At 40.6% G+C, this 17024-nt stretch carries 14 protein-coding genes and 1 tRNA gene; 2 read left to right on the top strand and 13 right to left on the bottom strand.

Features of this window, described 5'->3' with window-relative positions:
- Window positions 1-15 precede the first annotated feature (15 nt).
- On the bottom strand, window positions 16-852 hold the full coding sequence (ccsA, locus tag N1I86_RS12960) for a cytochrome c biogenesis protein CcsA (protein ID WP_003355544.1): 837 nt from the start codon (window positions 850-852) through the stop codon (window positions 16-18).
- 11 nt (window positions 853-863) lie between these two features.
- Entirely contained in the window at window positions 864-2204 is a 1341-nt protein-coding gene (gene hemA / locus N1I86_RS12955) for a glutamyl-tRNA reductase (protein ID WP_048623781.1), read from the bottom strand.
- 247 nt (window positions 2205-2451) lie between these two features.
- Here hemA and N1I86_RS12950 point away from each other — a divergent pair, with 247 nt between their 5' ends.
- Window positions 2452-2937 carry a LiaI-LiaF-like domain-containing protein gene (locus N1I86_RS12950; RefSeq protein WP_003355546.1) on the top strand — a complete coding sequence of 162 codons (486 nt, stop codon included), beginning with the start codon at window positions 2452-2454 and terminating at the stop codon, window positions 2935-2937.
- A gap of 97 nt (window positions 2938-3034) precedes the next feature.
- On the opposite strand, the gene yihA is transcribed toward N1I86_RS12950, so the two are convergent.
- The 6 genes from yihA to N1I86_RS12920 form a co-directional block, all read right to left on the bottom strand.
- Window positions 3035-3619: a ribosome biogenesis GTP-binding protein YihA/YsxC gene (gene yihA, locus N1I86_RS12945; RefSeq protein WP_003355547.1), complete on the bottom strand. Its 585-nt coding sequence runs from the start codon at window positions 3617-3619 to the stop codon at window positions 3035-3037.
- The gene (lon, locus tag N1I86_RS12940; RefSeq protein WP_003355549.1) at window positions 3616-5940 is read right to left on the bottom strand and encodes an endopeptidase La; all 2325 of its coding nucleotides are present in this window, start codon (window positions 5938-5940) and stop codon (window positions 3616-3618) included. Before lon ends, yihA begins: the two co-directional genes overlap by 4 nt.
- Window positions 5941-6285: 345 nt before the next feature.
- The gene (gene lonB / locus N1I86_RS12935) at window positions 6286-7947 is read right to left on the bottom strand and encodes an ATP-dependent protease LonB (RefSeq protein WP_003355550.1); all 1662 of its coding nucleotides are present in this window, start codon (window positions 7945-7947) and stop codon (window positions 6286-6288) included.
- Window positions 7948-8162: 215 nt separating this feature from the next.
- Window positions 8163-9434 (bottom strand): ATP-dependent protease ATP-binding subunit ClpX, encoded by a 1272-nt coding sequence (gene clpX / locus N1I86_RS12930; RefSeq protein ID WP_003355551.1) that lies wholly within the window; start codon window positions 9432-9434, stop codon window positions 8163-8165.
- A gap of 262 nt (window positions 9435-9696) precedes the next feature.
- The gene (tig, locus tag N1I86_RS12925) at window positions 9697-10983 is read right to left on the bottom strand and encodes a trigger factor (protein WP_341096631.1); all 1287 of its coding nucleotides are present in this window, start codon (window positions 10981-10983) and stop codon (window positions 9697-9699) included.
- Window positions 10984-11137: 154 nt separating this feature from the next.
- Complete coding sequence (locus N1I86_RS12920; protein WP_003355553.1) at window positions 11138-12163, bottom strand: tetratricopeptide repeat protein; 1026 nt, start codon at window positions 12161-12163, stop codon at window positions 11138-11140.
- Between the two features lie 545 nt (window positions 12164-12708).
- Here N1I86_RS12920 and N1I86_RS12915 point away from each other — a divergent pair.
- A complete protein-coding gene (locus tag N1I86_RS12915) occupies window positions 12709-13344 on the top strand; it encodes a manganese efflux pump MntP (protein ID WP_341096629.1) in 636 nt (211 codons plus the stop codon).
- A 235-nt stretch (window positions 13345-13579) separates the two neighbouring features.
- Here N1I86_RS12915 and N1I86_RS12910 read toward each other — a convergent pair.
- The 5 genes from N1I86_RS12910 to N1I86_RS12890 all read right to left on the bottom strand — a co-directional run bounded on the left by N1I86_RS12910 (window position 13580) and on the right by N1I86_RS12890 (window position 16994).
- A tRNA-Arg gene (locus N1I86_RS12910) sits at window positions 13580-13653 on the bottom strand.
- A gap of 213 nt (window positions 13654-13866) precedes the next feature.
- Complete coding sequence (locus N1I86_RS12905) at window positions 13867-14355, bottom strand: metallophosphoesterase (RefSeq protein ID WP_048623786.1); 489 nt, start codon at window positions 14353-14355, stop codon at window positions 13867-13869.
- A complete protein-coding gene (locus N1I86_RS12900) occupies window positions 14352-14960 on the bottom strand; it encodes an XTP/dITP diphosphatase (protein ID WP_341097353.1) in 609 nt (202 codons plus the stop codon). Before N1I86_RS12900 ends, N1I86_RS12905 begins: the two co-directional genes overlap by 4 nt.
- Window positions 14960-15730, bottom strand: coding sequence for a ribonuclease PH (gene rph / locus N1I86_RS12895; RefSeq protein WP_040341994.1), 771 nt, complete (start codon window positions 15728-15730; stop codon window positions 14960-14962). Before rph ends, N1I86_RS12900 begins: the two co-directional genes overlap by 1 nt.
- A 196-nt stretch (window positions 15731-15926) precedes the next feature.
- Entirely contained in the window at window positions 15927-16994 is a 1068-nt protein-coding gene (locus N1I86_RS12890) for a GerMN domain-containing protein (protein WP_341096626.1), read from the bottom strand.
- Window positions 16995-17024: the final 30 nt, after the last annotated feature.

The raw sequence follows: 17024 nt of genomic DNA, 5'->3' as shown, positions 1-17024 counted from the left end.
AACGGCCTCCTTCAATCACATATACCAAAAATGAAATGCCGATAAGCGGCTGACTAAAAAGAAGTTGATAAGTACAATGAGAAACGCAGCTGTATTGAATAAAGCGAGCGCTTTTCCCTGCTTGTTTTTCCGAACTTTAAAGTAAAGGAACATGCTGTAAACAATCAATAAAATAAAAGAACTGATAATTTTTGGATCATACCATTCCACATTAGGGAGTTTTGTGAATTTCCATTGCAGCCCTAAAATCAACGACAATAGAAGCATTGGCACGCCAATTGCATTTAATATATAGGACAGCTGCTCAAGCTTCGTCAAATCGCCAATCCGCCACAACCACTGACTCCACTTTTTTTCTTTCAAAAGCCGATACTCCAGCAAATATAACAACGAAAAAATAAAGGACAGCGAAAAAGCCCCGTAAGAAAGCAGCGCCATTATAATATGAATCAGCAAAAGCTCAGAGACTAATCTTTCTGCCATAGCGTCCGATTGCATTTGCATAGGCGCAAATGTATGAATCGCCATAATGGCAAATCCAAGTATATTGGTAAAAAACACCAAAAAATCCATTCGTAAAAACCGATTGATCAATAATGAAAATGTGATCAACACCCATGCATAAAAATAAAGCCCTTCAAAAATGGTCAGGACCGGAAACCTTCCTGTCTTGAACATATAAAGAAACAAAAAAATTGTTTGAAGCACCCAAACAATCGCTAAAGTCCAGAAGGCGAACGAATTCGCCTTCCGATTTCGATGAAGAAAATCAATGAAGTAGAGCAAAATACTGACCGCATACAGTAGAATCATCAGTTCATGCAATCTTGTCATACCGTGTACAAAAGCCATAAATGAACCCCTTACACTTGATAAGAAGAAGCCACGATGGCCCCTGTTTTTACGTCTTCCGCTTTCTGCTGATTTTCTGCTATCACTTGTTCCTCAATATTAAAGATTTTTGTAAAAAACTCCAATTTCTCTTTAGCGCCCTTTTGTCCTGCCAATTCTTTCGCTTGCAGGATTGGATCTTTTAACAACTGGTTAATAATGCTTTTTGTATGTTTATTAATAATCTTCCGTTCACGGTCGGTCAAATCGGGTAGCTTTCTATCCAAGCTTTTCATCGTTTCTGCTTGTATGGCAAGCGCCTTTTTCCGAAGCGCCGCAATAACAGGCACCACACCAAGCATATTCAGCCACTCATGAAATTCCGAAATTTCTTCTTCTATCATGATCATGATTTTTTCAGCTGCTTTTTTCCGCTCTGCCATATTCGCTTCTACAATGCCTTCCAAATCATCAATATCATACAAAAAGACATTTTCAAGCTCATGAATTTCCGGATCGATATCCCGCGGAACCGCTATATCGACCATGAAGAGAGGCCGTCCTTTTCTCAAATTAACGACTCCGGACATCATATCCTTCGAAATAACAAAGTCATTTGATCCGGTTGAACTGATGAGGATATCCGCTTCTAAAAGAGCACATTGCAATTCCCGCAGTTCTTTCGCCGTCCCCGAAAATCGCTCCGCTAACGAGGCAGCTTTTTCGAACGTACGGTTGATGACCGTTACTTTCGTTGCTCCGCTTCCTTGCAGATTTTTAAGGGCCAATTCCCCCATCTTTCCCGCACCGAGAATTAATACATGTTTGCCGTTTAAGTTTCCAAATATTTTTTTCGCCAGTTCCACGGCGGCATAACTGACGGAAACGGCATTCGCTCCAATTTCTGTTTTAGAATGAGCTTTTTTAGCCAATGTAACCGCTTGTTTAAATAATTGATTAAAAATCGTTCCAGTCGCTTCAGAACGCTGCGCTTGCAGAAAACTATCGCGTACCTGTCCGAGAATCTGCGTTTCCCCGACAATCATAGAATCTAAACCGCACGTTACTTTAAAAAGATGTTCAACCGCGTCCGCTTCTTCATAAACAAAGAGAAACGGCGCGAATTCATCCATTTCGATATGAAACCATTCGGAAAGGAATTCCTTTATATAATAGCGTCCAGTATGAATTTGATCTACGACCGCATAAATCTCCGTCCGGTTGCAAGTAGAAAGAATGACGCTTTCCAGAATGCTTTTTTTGTTTTTCAGCGTGCGAAGCGCTTCATCCAGATCATTTGCGTCAAAAGTAAGCCGTTCTCTTATTTCGACTGGGGCCGTTTTATAGTGAAGTCCTGCTACTATGATATGCATGGCCGACAGTGACACCCCCAAAAATCAATACTATTTTTATTATACCATGTTCAAAAATTACTGAATCAAAAAATTATGAACATATGGTAACATAGATATTAGTTTTACCCTTAAAATGGCTAAATGGAATGACATCCATTTTTATAATAATTATCATATTATATTTATTTTTAATTCCAAGTTTACAATACCAAACTATCCCGAAAGAATCAAATCATTGACCTTTTCGAAAGGAATGGATTTACGAATGAAACAACAGCGTTTTTTCCCAGGGATCATTTTAATGGGATTTGGAGCTTATTTTTATCTGCAAAAATCCAATATCCTATTATTTGATGGCTTTTTTACTTGGCCGACCATTCTCTTAATTGTTGGATTGGCTTTTCTTTTTCAAGCTTATGGCGGACAAGACTATCAGTTTATTCTGCCTGGCGTTATTTTGACAGGTTTTGGCATCCATTTTCATCTTGTTCGTCAGTTTCCAAATTGGCCTGATCAGATCGGAATTTTTGTTTTGATCATCGCCATCGGTTTCTTTCTTCAATCTCAAAAAACAAAAGAGGGCTTCCTATACAGTATGTTATTTTTCATTCTTGCCCTGTTGTCGCTCTTTTATCAAAATGTCATTGCTTGGCTTGGATTGCTGAGGAGCGGGCAAGAAGATTTATGGCATTTTTGGCCAATACTGCTCATTCTAGTAGGAGCTTACTTATTATTTGTAAAACGAAAATAAGGAGGCAATGCATGCCTCCTTATTGACATTTTGAAACCTTTAAACAGAAACAGTAGCAATGCTAAAATCGCAAGACGCCGCTCATAACGACTCCGAATTAACGCAAATAGGCTTCAAGAAGATTCCAAGTCTTATCTTTTCCTTCTCCGGTCTCCGAAGAAAAAATGATGATTTCATCAGCCGGATCGAATTTCAATGTCTGTTTGACCTGCTTCACATGTTTCTGCCATTTTCCTCTTGGAATTTTGTCCGCCTTTGTGGCAATGACCATGCATGGGATATCATAGTATTTTAAAAAATCGTACATCATGACATCATCATTTGTCGGTGGGTGGCGCAAATCCACTAAAAGCAACACCAATTTCAATTGTTTTCTCGTCGTCAAATAAGTTTCAATCATTTGCCCCCATGCTTCTCTCTCTTTTTTGGAAACCCTTGCATATCCGTAGCCCGGAACATCCACAAAATAAAGCTTGTTTTCGATTCGATAAAAATTAAGCGTTTGTGTTTTTCCCGGATTGGATGATGTTCTGGCTAAACTTTTGCGATTGACCATTTTGTTAATAAAAGAGGATTTCCCCACATTTGAACGACCCGCAAGCGCAAATTCCGGAAGATCCTCTTTCGGATATTGTTCGGGCTTGACAGCACTGATCACTAATTCGGCTTCATGAACGTTCATTGGTTATCACCCGCCAACGCCGTTTTTAGCACTTCATCCATTTGAGAAACAAGCACAAAATGCAAATCTTTCCGAATGCTTGTCGGAATATCATCCAAATCTTTTTCGTTTTCTTGAGGAACGATAATCGTTTTTAATCCCGCTCTATGAGCTCCCAACGATTTTTCTTTCAGTCCGCCAATCGGGAGTACTCTGCCACGAAGCGTTATTTCTCCCGTCATTCCCACTTCTTTATGAACGGGGCGATTCGTCAATGCAGAAACAAGAGCAGTTGCCATCGTAATTCCTGCCGAAGGTCCGTCTTTTGGAACGGCGCCTTCCGGTACGTGTATGTGAATATCATATTTTTCATGGAAATCTTCTTCAATGCCCAGTTCTTTCGCATTGGAGCGGACATAGCTAAAAGCAGCTTGGGCCGACTCTTTCATCACATCTCCTAGTTTTCCTGTTAAAACTAGCTTTCCTTTTCCCGGCGCCAAAGAAACCTCGATTTGCAGTGTATCGCCACCAACAGGGGTGTAGGCTAGTCCGTTGGCTACGCCAATCTGATCCACTTTTTCCGCTGATCCATAACGGAATATCTTTTTCCCTAAAAATTCTTCCAGATTATTTTCTGTCACGATCACACGCCTTTTCTCTCCGGCTACAATCATTTTTGCCGTTTTCCGGCATATGGCCGCCAACTGACGTTCAAGTCCGCGAACACCCGCTTCTCTTGTATAATAGCGAACGATGTCTTGAATGGCATCGTTTCGAATTTGCAGCTGTCCCTTCTTCAATCCGTTTTCTTTCAATTGTTTAGGAAGAAGATGGTCTTTTGCAATATGAATCTTTTCCAATTCCGTATAACCAGGAATGCTGATAATTTCCATACGGTCTCTCAATGGTCCTGGAATCGTTGATAAATCATTCGCTGTCGCAATAAACATGACGTTCGACAAATCATATGGTTCTTCAATAAAATGATCGCTGAATGCATGATTTTGTTCCGGATCGAGTACTTCGAGCATGGCCGCGGATGGATCGCCGCGAAAATCGCTCGACATCTTGTCAATTTCATCCAGCAGAAATACCGGATTGATTGTCCCCGCTTTTTGCATCCCTCTTATAATTCGTCCCGGCATGGCCCCCACATAAGTTCGGCGATGCCCGCGAATTTCAGATTCATCCCGTACACCGCCTAAGGAGACGCGGACAAATTTACGATTAAGCGACTCTGCGATGGAACGAGCGAGACTTGTTTTTCCTACACCCGGCGGTCCTACAAGGCATAATATCGGCCCCTTAACGGATCGCGTCAGTTTTCGGACAGCTAAGTATTCTAAAACCCGTTCTTTTACTTTTTCTAAGCCGTAATGATCCCTGTTTAATATACGTTCGGCCTTTTTTATGTTTAAGTCATCTTTGGTTGCTTTGGACCAAGGAATCGTAATCAGCCATTCTAGATAATTTCTGATCACTGCGCTTTCCGCCGAACTGGTCGGAATGCTTTCATAGCGGCCGAGTTCTTTCATGGCTGTTTCTTTTACATGTTCAGGCATTCCGGCATCTTCAATTCGTTTCGTAAGCTCTTCGACTTCTCCGGTTTTCCCTTCTTTGTCGCCCAACTCTTTTTGAATAGCTTTCATTTGTTCCCGCAAATAATATTCTTTTTGGGTGCGTTCCATAGATTGCTTTACGCGCTGTCCGATTTTTTTCTCAAGATTTAATATTTCTTTTTCGTTATGGAGAATGTCGATTAATTTTTGCAGCCGTTCCTTGATCGCCACTGTTTCCAATATTTCTTGTTTTTGATGGATTTTAATCGGCAAATGGGAAGCGATTATATCAGCAAGCCTTCCCGGTTCTTCAATGTCCGAAACGGTCGTGAACGTTTCAGCGGTAATTTTTTTCGACATCTTTATGTACTGTTCAAAAGTATCCAGCAGCGTTCGCATCAAAGCTTGTGTTTCGATATCTTTCATTTTTTCTTCTTCAAAGGTTTCAACGACGACGTGAAAATACTTTTCTTCATGATAAAACTCTTTAATTCTGCCCCGTCGAAGACCTTCCACAAGCACGCGGATCGTTCCGTTCGGAAGCTTTAACATTTGCTTGACTTTTGTCAACGTTCCTATCCTATATAAGTCCTCTTCAGAGGGATTATCTATGTTCATATCTTTTTGGGTCGTTAAAAAAATCAAATGATTATCCATCAAGGCACGCTCCAGCGCTTCAATCGAACGCTCGCGGCCAACATCCAAATGCAAAACCATTGTAGGATAAACCAATAATCCTCTTAACGGAAGGAGGGGGATGGAATAGACCGTTTGTTCACTCATATTGGCACCTCCGTAATCTCTATGTTACTTTCGTATGATCTTTGTACAATTCTAACTTATTTATAAACACCTGTCCATTTGGAATTCTTCTAATCAAATGCAGCTGAATCAGAAAAATCCAATGGAACCCTTTGGAGGTCTTGAAACTGAATGATGCTTTTCTATGATCGCTTGCCGAAAACGGATGTTTCTTTCTTCATGCAAGCAGACTTCCCCGCTCCATTTATAGAAATTCAAACAAAAAGAACACAGATCCTGCCATTACATCATCACATAGTACGGATATTCGATTGTATTCCAAAAGCTAAGCCGTTTTCAGAAGGCCATACGAACGACCTAACAAATTCAGAGCATTTCCTGGTTATTATGCCAATGCGTAATCGTTCCTTCTGCATCTGCTTTCTTTTCAATCGCCTGTTCAATGACTTCGCGAATATGTTCCACAGGAATAATCGTAATACCATCGAATTCTTTGATGATTTCCTGCATGTTCGCTTTCGGAATAAGCACTTTCTCGACACCCGCCAGTTTGGCAGCCCTTATTTTCGGCATAACGCCTCCAATTGGCTTTACTGTCCCGTGGACGCTGATCTCTCCAGTCATAGCAATCTTATGAGAAACGGGCATCTTGTAAATAGCGGAATAAACACCGGTGGCTATGGCAATTCCTGCGGACGGTCCATCCACCGGAATTCCGCCTGGAAAATTCACATGAATGTCATATTGATGGCAAGGCACACCCATTGATCGTAAAACCGTGAGTACAGTTTCAATCGAGCCTCTTGCCATGCTTTTTCGCCGTATGGATTTTCCTTGGCCGCCTATACTTTCTTCTTCGACAATGCCAGTAATCGTCAGCGTCCCTTTTTTGTCTGCCGGGATGACAGCCACTTCAATTTCCAACAAAGCTCCGCTGTTCGATCCCATTACAGCCAAACCATTCACAATGCCGACTGCAGAATGATCTTTAATTTTCTGTTCATAACGGGGCGTCATTTGGCTAGACTGCACGATCCATTGGATATCCTTATCCTTAATGGCTCTCCTGCCTTCCGTTATCGCCAAGCCGGCTGCAATTTGAACAATGTTAACGGCTTCACGGCCGTTTCGTGCATAAGAGCTCAAAATTTTCAATCCACTGTCGCTCATGCTCATTTTGACCTTTTCTGCAGCTTTTTTGGCTACTTGGATGATCTCATCTTGTTCTAATCCTCGAAAAAACACTTCCATACAGCGAGAACGAATCGCCGGCGGTATTTCCTCAGGCGTTCTGGTTGTCGCTCCGATTAATCGAAAGTCCGCAGGCAAGCCATTTTTAAAAATATCATGGATATGGGCAGGAATTTGTGTATTCTCTTCATTATAATAGGCGCTTTCCAAAAAAACTTTCCTGTCCTCCAACACTTTTAACAATTTATTCATTTGAATAGGATGCAACTCACCGATTTCATCTATAAAAAGGACGCCGCCGTGAGCGTTGGTTACAGCTCCTTGTTTCGGTTGGGGAATGCCTGCTTGTCCCATGGCTCCGGCTCCTTGATAAATGGGATCATGCACAGACCCTATAAGCGGATCAGCTATTCCCCGTTCATCAAACCGGGCAGTAGTCGCATCCATCTCCACAAATACGGCCGTTGGAGAAAATGGCGTTTTCGGATTTTTTTTCGCTTCTTCCAACACCAAACGGGCCGCCGCTGTTTTTCCGACCCCGGGAGGACCATAAATAATGACATGTTGAGGATTGGGACCGCATATCGCTGCCTTTAAAGCTTTTATACCATCTTCTTGTCCGATGATATCAGAAAAAGAAGTAGGCCTGACTCTTTCCGACAAAGGCTCCGTTAAGGAAATCGACCGCATTTTCCGAAGCTGTTCCATTTCCTTTCTTGATTCACGGTCAATGGATATTTTTTGGGTGCGTTGATTTTTCAACAAATTCCAAAAATACAGCCCTATGACGACACCAAAAAACATTTGAATCATTAATGCAATACCTGTCCAATTCATACTATATCCCCCTCCTGATTAACCATCGATATACGGCTAGTATCTCCTGGACACGAGGGGAATAAACATAAATCAAAAGCGCCTGGCGCCGACCATTTTCACCGTTTTCACGGTTCAATCGTCGAACAGATAACAGGTTTGATCAAGTGAAGCGGGGAAGCTTATCTTTTTCTCATAAATAGAGGAAAAAGGAGCCGAACATATCGGCTCCTTCGTCATGCAGACGTTTTTCGTTCTTCTGTTTCTTGAATAATTCTTCCGTCCGTCCCGATTAACTTTGGCATGCTGTTATTTAAAACGGTATCTTTTGTTATGATACACTTTGAAATATCTTCTCTTGAAGGCAAATCGAACATTACATCCAGCATAATGCTTTCGATGATGGAACGCAATCCACGTGCACCCGTTTTTCTTTCGATTGCTTTTTTTGCGATTTCAACAAGTGCTTCTTGTTCAAATTCTAATTCAACATGATCAAGTTCCATCATTTTTTGATATTGTTTGACGAGCGCATTTTTCGGCTTCGTCAAAATTTGAATTAACGCTTCTTCGTCAAGAGGTTCCAGACTTGCGATAACCGGTAAACGGCCGATGAATTCAGGAATTAATCCGAACTTCAGCAAATCTTCCGGAACCACTTTGGAAAGCAGATCTTTTTCTTCGATTTCTCCTTTCGTCGGATCCGATCCGAAACCGATCACTTTTTGACCGAGACGGCGTTTGATAATTTGTTCAATGCCGTCAAAGGCCCCGCCGCAAATAAACAAAATATTGGTCGTATCAATTTGGATAAATTCTTGATGAGGATGTTTTCTTCCTCCTTGAGGCGGAACACTTGCCACTGTTCCTTCCAAAATCTTTAATAAAGCCTGTTGAACTCCTTCACCGGAAACATCCCTGGTGATGGACGGATTTTCCGATTTTCTGGCGACTTTATCGATCTCATCAATATAAATAATTCCTTTTTCCGCTTTTTCTACATCATAGTCGGCGGCTTGAATCAGTTTCAAAAGAATATTTTCTACATCTTCTCCGACATACCCTGCTTCCGTAAGAGAAGTCGCATCGGCAATCGCAAAAGGAACATTTAAGATGCGCGCTAATGTTTGCGCTAACAAAGTCTTGCCGCTCCCAGTAGGACCGATTAAACAAATATTACTCTTTGCCAGTTCTACATCGTCGACTTTACTGTTGGAGTTGATCCGCTTATAGTGGTTATAGACAGCAACAGCCAAAGATTTCTTCGCTTGGTCTTGCCCAATGACGTATTCATCGAGAATTTCACGGATTTCACGCGGCTTCGGCACATCCTTAAACTCTACTTCTTCCTCGGTTCCCAATTCTTCTTCCACAATTTCCGTACACAATTCGATGCATTCATCACATATATAAACACCCGGTCCGGCGACCAGCTTACGGACCTGGTCTTGTGTTTTGCCACAGAAAGAACATTTCAATTGTCCTTTCTCATCACTGAATTTAAACAATTTACTTCACCCCTCAATTCTTCTTAAACCAATTATTGCCGAGTCTTCGCTTTGCCACGTTCCGTTGTTTCAAAGCCCTCAAAGAGTTATGTACAGCATTTTAACACATTTTACACAAGACACGAAATAAAAAGCTTAGTGTTATATATAATGTGCAATATGCCGAGCTCATTACCAAAATATTTTAAAAATATTTTATGTATTGGTGTATAAAACAAGGCACGTATAACCCGCGCCTTGTTTTTATACCGTTTTACTACTATTATGCAACAACTTTTGCATTTTCTACAAGAAATTCAACTGCTTTATTGATTCTTAAATCTGCTTTTAAATTTTCCAGATCGCCGAGTGCTTTCTTAATGTCTTCTACTGATAGGTTAAATTGATCAGCCATTCTTTGCAATTCTTTTTCTACATCTTCTTCGCTGGCTTCGATATTTTCTGCTTTCGCAATGGCTTCAAGCGTCAAGCTTGTCCGAACACGAGTTTCAGCATTTTCTTTCATTTGATTGCGAAGATCTTCTTCCGTTTGACCGGAGAATTGATAATACAATTCAAGGTTCATTCCTTGAGCGGAAAGTTTTTGAGAAAACTCTTGCATCATCCGGTCAATTTCATTTTCGATCATGACTTCAGGAATATCGATTTCTGCATTGGCTGTTGCTTTTTCAACCACTGCATCTTGCAATGCATGTTCCGCTTCATGTTCTTTTTGATGTTTCAAACGATCTTTTATTTTTGCTTTCAAATCTTCCAACGTTTCTACTTCTTCATCCACATCTTTTGCAAATTCATCATCAAGCTCAGGTAATACTTTCGCTTTTACTTCATGAACTTTCACTTTAAACACGGCAGGTTTTCCAGCAAGCTCTTCAGCATGGTATTCTTCAGGGAATGTGACTTCCACATCTTTTTCATCCCCTGCTTTCGTTCCGATTAATTGATCTTCAAAGCCAGGAATGAAAGAGCCGGAACCTAGTTCAAGCGAATAATTTTCCGCTTTACCGCCTTCAAACGGCTCGCCGTCAACAAACCCTTCGAAATCAATAACAACCGTATCTCCTTCTTCTGCTTTGCCGTCTTCTTTTACAACAAGTTCAGCATAGCGTTCTTGCAATGCTTTTAATTCATTTTCAACATCTTCATCTGTTACTTCTGTATCTACTTTTTCCACTTCTAAGTTTTTATACTCGCCGAGTTTTACTTCCGGTTTAACTGTAACAGTTGCTTTAAAAATTAACTCTTTTCCTTTTTCCAGTTGTTCGATGTCGATTTCCGGACGATCAACTGGTTCAATTCCGGATTCTTCCACCGCTTTTGCATAAGCTTCCGGCAAGATATAATCGAGCGCGTCTTGGTAAAGCGATTCTACTCCGAATCGTTTTTCAAACAGAGGACGCGGTATTTTTCCTTTGCGGAAACCAGGGACATTAATCGTTTTGACGACTTTTTTGAAAGCATAGTCCAATCCCTCATTCACTTTGTCGGCATCCACCGTTACAGTAAGGACACCTTGGTTTCCTTCTAGTTTTTCCCATTTCACTGACATACAATTCCCTCCACAACAAATCTATAAGTTGATAGTTGAAAAATGAATCATTTATCAATTTCGTACTTTTAGTGTACAAAAAGAAAGCCAAGCAGAAAAGTACATATTATAACCATTACATTATAACATACGAACTAAGTCTTTCAATAAAAAGCTAAGAGACGGGAGCAGAAAATTCATCTAACTCTTTCAAATAAGCCATGCATTTTTCTCGACCAGCATCGTCATGAGAGAAGAGCTGCGGACACAAAATTTCAGCTTCTTCCGCTTCCCCGTAATATTCACAGGCCAATTGGAGCGTACAGGCAGCCCAAGTGTCCACGCTGCACTCAGGTTCGAATGGATAAAGAAGAAAAAAGTGGCGATTCACCAATTCTGTTAATTGGGAAAACAATACGGGATTAGATTGAGAAACGGCTTCCCCTAATTTGGCTAAAACTTGTTTGTAATAGGACATTTGAAAAACTTCTTCCAACTGATTTGGAATCAATCTTTTTGAAAAATGAAGCTTTCGAACGGAAATTTCTTTATCCACTCCCTTCTCCCTCATTATATTGAGGAGAAGAGTTTTCAAAAATGGATGGGAATGTGCATCACCGATGATATCAATCAACTCGTCTAGATACGGAGCAATATTTCGTTGAACTAGTTCCGCCGCTTTTAACGTTTGCTGCTCAATTGATTCATCTTCGTAAAACAATTTAGGTGCACGGTCAGAATCAGACTGATAGTCGTTTTCCTCTGACGTAGAAGCCATTTTCCGGCTTATTTGCAGAAGTTTCTCAAAATGATCTTTTTTATCGGAAGGAATTTGGTTTTCCTCACAGAGAGCAGATAGCGTAATGTAAGCTCGCTGATATTCCTTCATTTGAAAGAGAATTGATATGTATAAATCCATTACATCGTAATAATCGCCGTTTCCCAATTGAAGCATTTCTTCGCACAATTCTTTCGCCTCATCATATTGACCACATTCATAAAAGGCAAGCAACAAGGCCATTTGAATCTCATCGTCACCGGGATCCTCAGAAAAATGCAAAGCCTTTATAAGAAAATCAGAAGCTTCTTCATAATTTTTTTCCTGCAAAGCTTGGATTCCCTTTTCAACCAATCTTTCCCGTGTACCAGGCAATACAACAACATTATCAAATCTTTGGAGATTTTTCTTTCTTCTGCCCATTCTTATATGAACCGCCTTTTTCAAATGGAGTTGCCATAAGTTTAGCACGGAAACGCAGAAAAAACAAAAGAAATCGTTTTCAAGATCACTATGGCAAGTTTTCCCCAGCACATTCGACTAAAGCTGACTTTATCAACAAAAACTTAATGACTTCCATGATCATCCATCCAGCATCTCGCTCTCATATTTATCATACTTTCCTTGTGAATCGGCCACTTTCTTTCGCGTTGTTCATGCCGATATGATTTTACTTTGAATGTGCCCGACCTTGTTTTTCTTAATGCCTGCCAGCTGCACTTTTCTTTCGGATATGATTTTATATAAATTCATAATATTTTATCAAAACGAAAAATGGCGTGAAGTCAACAGTGTTTGTCCAACGCCAATCAAAAGTCTAATTTTACCTATGACATTAATGACCCTCTATGTTTGTCCTATATCATTTCATCTTTTCATCATAGGATAAGACTAGCCTTTAAAACGATATGTGTTCATATGCCTATACTTACGGAGATATGACATTTCGAAAAGAGAGGGATCATAATTTGGATTGGTTCACACTTTTTATAATTATCAATCTCATTGGAATCAGTTCTAATTTGGATAACACGACTGTAGGAATAGCGTATGGTCTAAAAAAAATTCGATTTCCTTTTTGGATTAACTTCATTGTCAATTTGATTGGATTTGTCACTGCATTAGTTGGTGTATATTTAGGATCATTTATTTCTAGATATATTTCTTCGGAGGAGGCTGCGTGGGTTTCATTCAGTGTCTTATGCAGCATTGGTCTATTTATTGTTTATAGTGAATACGGTCATCAATTGATTTTCGGTAAAAAACAACATATAAAGATTCAAAATCTTGGAATCCGTCAAGGCATCTTTCTCGGATTCACTCTTTCCTTTTCAAATATTATCACTGGTTTCGGGGCGGCCATTTCCAATCATTTATTTATCTGGCCCACAGTAATCAGCATCACCATATGGGGAATTATCACGATTTGGCTTGGTAATAAAATCGGAAAGGGAACGATCTCCAAACTATTAGGTAAATACTATCTCTTGTTTCCGGGCTTCTTTTTATCTTGGTGGCATTTTATCAAATTTTGTAATCATGCCGCATCACTTCACTTCCGATTTTGCTCTAATCAATCATTCAAACACTCCAGCCGAAGTTAAATCTTTGTTTCCTTTTATTTTGGTCGCTTCTTTATTATCCGCTGTTTTCCCGGCATACAAAAAACGCCTTGCCATTGTGTGTAGCCTCCTTTAACGGCTACCGTCGAACGATACGTTACATATCGTCCAACGTTCACTAGGCAAGACGTTCATCGTCTCGGCAGCATTTAGCGTTATTTTAACGCTTATGTAAACGCCACAATACCGCGTCAATACTGCGTTTATACAATGTTAGCGTCCCAGGAGAGATTCGAACTCCCGACCGACGGCTTAGAAGGCCGCTGCTCTATCCAGCTGAGCTACTGGGACATTTTTTCAATTTCATCAAGGACATTTTTAATTATATTAACATCCAAAATAAATGTCAATCATTTTTTTGTACAAACCGAAAAAATTTTTCCCCGTTTTTATAAAAAGTTGAAAAAAGTTGAAAAAGAACATTCGATTATTTTTTCAGATAAAGAAGAACAAAAGGCAAAACCATTGCCCGTTTGTTCTTCTCTATGTATTAAATGCAGCTTGTCAATCCGTTAACAGCTGATGTTGTTCGTTATAAAAATAAACAACCGAATCGTCTCCATCCAATTCCACGATTGCATAGGTTCTTTCTTTTCTACCTCGCGGCAAGAGAATGCTCCCCGGATTCAAAAACAACGTTTCGCCTATTTTTTCCGCTACCGCTTGATGAGAATGACCGAAAAACACAAAATCAGCTTTGTTTGCTTTTGCTTTCTGTTTCAGTTTCGAGAAAGACGCTTTGACATCGTAGCGATGTCCATGTGTCATAAATATTCTCTTACCCTTTATCTCTTCCACGATATCATAAGGATAGCGATCATCCATATCGCAATTTCCTCTAACCACAATATAGCCTTTCATTACTTCACTGTCTGCCGGAAGTTCAGAATCACCACAATGAAACATGGCATCCATCTCTTGCTCGTAGCGTGCTTTTAAATCTTTTAAAATTTCCGTGTCCCCATGACTGTCACTTACAACTAGAAGCTTCATAGTACTCTTTCCCTTTCCAATTGTTCCAATATCGTTCTCATTTTTGCCAACGCTTTAGCGCGGTGGCTGATTTTGTTTTTTTCATTTGGAAGCAATTCCGCCATCGTACGCTCATAACCTTGGACAAAGAAAATAGGGTCATATCCGAACCCATTTGCCCCTTTTTTCTCAAAGGTGATGAATCCTTCACATGTCCCGTTCACTGTTATGGTTTCTCGTCCCGGAATTGCAAGAGCCAGAGCACAATAAAAACGAGCTGTCCGTTTCGAAAGAGGAACTCCTTCCAATTCCCTTAACACCTTTTGTATATTGGCTTCATCATCTTTTTCAGGACCTGCGTATCTGGCCGAATACACGCCCGGCCGGCCGTTTAACGCGTCAATCACCAAACCTGAATCATCTGCCATAACCATGGCTTTTGTCTCTTTCATGACCGATTCCGCTTTGATGATCGCATTTTCTTCAAATGTCGCACCCGTTTCCTCGATTTCCGGGAATTCAGGAAGATCAAGAAGCGTTTTTACCTGAATCTGAAACGGTTGAAACATTTGCTCAAATTCAAGTGCTTTCCCCTTATTTTTCGTGGCGATCACAACTTCTCGCATCATCGATTTGCTTCTCCACCTTTTGACATATTTCTTTCTATCTTCACTGCTATTTCGCTTAGCGCTTGCTTTTGAATGTCGATCAATTCTTGCAACCCTTTTTCTGCCAATGACAATAATTCTTGAAGCTGCGAATGGGAAAATGTGGACTCTTCTCCTGTTCCTTGAATTTCTACAAAATCTCCGGATCCAGTCATGACCACATTCATATCCACCATTGCTTCACTATCTTCTTTATAATTTAAATCTAATACTGCTCCCTCTCCATGTAAAATGCCTACGCTAGTAGCAGCCAGAAAATTGGTTACCGGAAAAGTCGACATTTCTTTTTGAATAGATAATTGATGCAACGCCATTGCCATCGCTACAAAGGCGCCGGTAATCGAAGCGGTGCGTGTTCCGCCATCTGCTTGTATGACATCGCAATCGATCCATACCGTTCTTTCGCCAATGGATTCCAAATCGACAACCGCCCGAAGAGCTCTCCCAATTAATCGTTGAATTTCCATTGTTCTTCCTGATACTTTTCCCTTGGAAGATTCTCTTATATTTCTTTGCTCAGTTGCCCGTGGCAGCATGGAATATTCCGCTGTAATCCATCCTTTACCGGACCCTCTCATAAAAGGGGGAACACGGTCTTCGATACTAGCGGTGCAAATAACCCGTGTATCTCCAACGGTGATAAGCACGGAGCCTTCCGGATGTTTTAAAAAATCCGTATCGATCTTAACCGCTCTTAATTCATTTTTTTGTCTTCCATCTACTCGCACCATAGATCCTCCTTTTAAGCTGCAGCTCCTGTCCCACGGCAAAATCCCCGCAAGGCCGAAACTTCCACCATTACCGTGAGAACGATTTTTTATTGACTCTTCAGTCGCTTCGCTTTTTCGATATGTCCAATAAAAATGAGGTGGCATTTGCCAACCTCTGTTTTGATCTATTATATAATATACCAAAAAAATTTTTTTAGAAACTACCGGTGTTGACATGCTCGGGCCTTGAAACGGTTTCGCTGATGGGTTTTCCTTTGTCGTCTACTAAGTTTGTCTTGCCATCCACTTCAACGGTTACACTTTTAATCCCTTTCTGTTCTGTCAAAGAAAGCACAAGAGGATTTAACGTATTTTTGGAGATCATTTTTTCCTCGAAACTACCTAAAATCGATTTATTAAAATTTAATGTGACTTTTCCATCCTTTACCACCGGAGCACTAATCAGTTTCACATCCGGCATAAATTCGCTTACCAGTTCAGACGAAGGGCTTGGTCCTTTGATGAGCTCATTGACGACCGCCGTAACATTATCTTTATTATTGTTGCTCACTCTTTTTGTGACGGGGACGTAATAATAATTCTCTCCGTCTTGAGCTAAATAATAAACGGTGATCGGTCTTGTATTCGTGATGTCGATCACGTTTTCAACATCCCAATTAATTCCGATGTTTCTGGATAATCCATTGGGATCAATCGCTGTCCCATCCACTGGCATTTCTTTTAATGGCTGGCCGTCCACTCTCAGTTCGACTTTTTTCACCGCGTCAAACTGCGTCAACGTCCAAGTAATAGCCTGTAAAATTTTCTTTTCGTCTTCCGCTTTGTACTCTTTAAATTCAGGAGAAAAGTCCGCGATGGCCTTTCCATCTTTAATTTGAACGCTTCGTACTTCCGTGCCGGCCGGCAGCACCGCTCTGAACCCGTTCGGAAGCATATTTGACACCGGCCCGTCGTCTACTAGATATTCAAGCGCTTCTTTGGCGATGCTTTGCGTTTTGGGAAGCGGCAGCGTCTGCGATACTACATAACCGTTTTTATCTATCAGATACAAATCTGTCATCATTACGTCTTCTTTTTTCATGTCCTGAGCAGATTGATGTTGCAATTCTTTTAAGGACCCGTCCTCTTTTAAATAAGTTACTTTTTGCGGTGGATCAATGTTCTCTTTCTTTTCATTGCTGCCGAGCAATCCGCATCCTGTCAAATAAATAGACGATAAAATGACAGCCGCCGCGACGAGAGTTTTCTTTTTGACCATCATGAAACCTCCTCACACAGTTTGTACTACATG

This window comes from Bacillus sp. FSL W8-0116 (genome assembly GCF_038003825.1).
Taxonomy (GTDB): domain Bacteria; phylum Bacillota; class Bacilli; order Bacillales; family DSM-4216; genus Bacillus_O; species Bacillus_O smithii.
The sequence above is the reverse complement of the archived record's forward strand: the minus strand, read 5'-3'. Positions and strand labels throughout refer to the sequence as shown.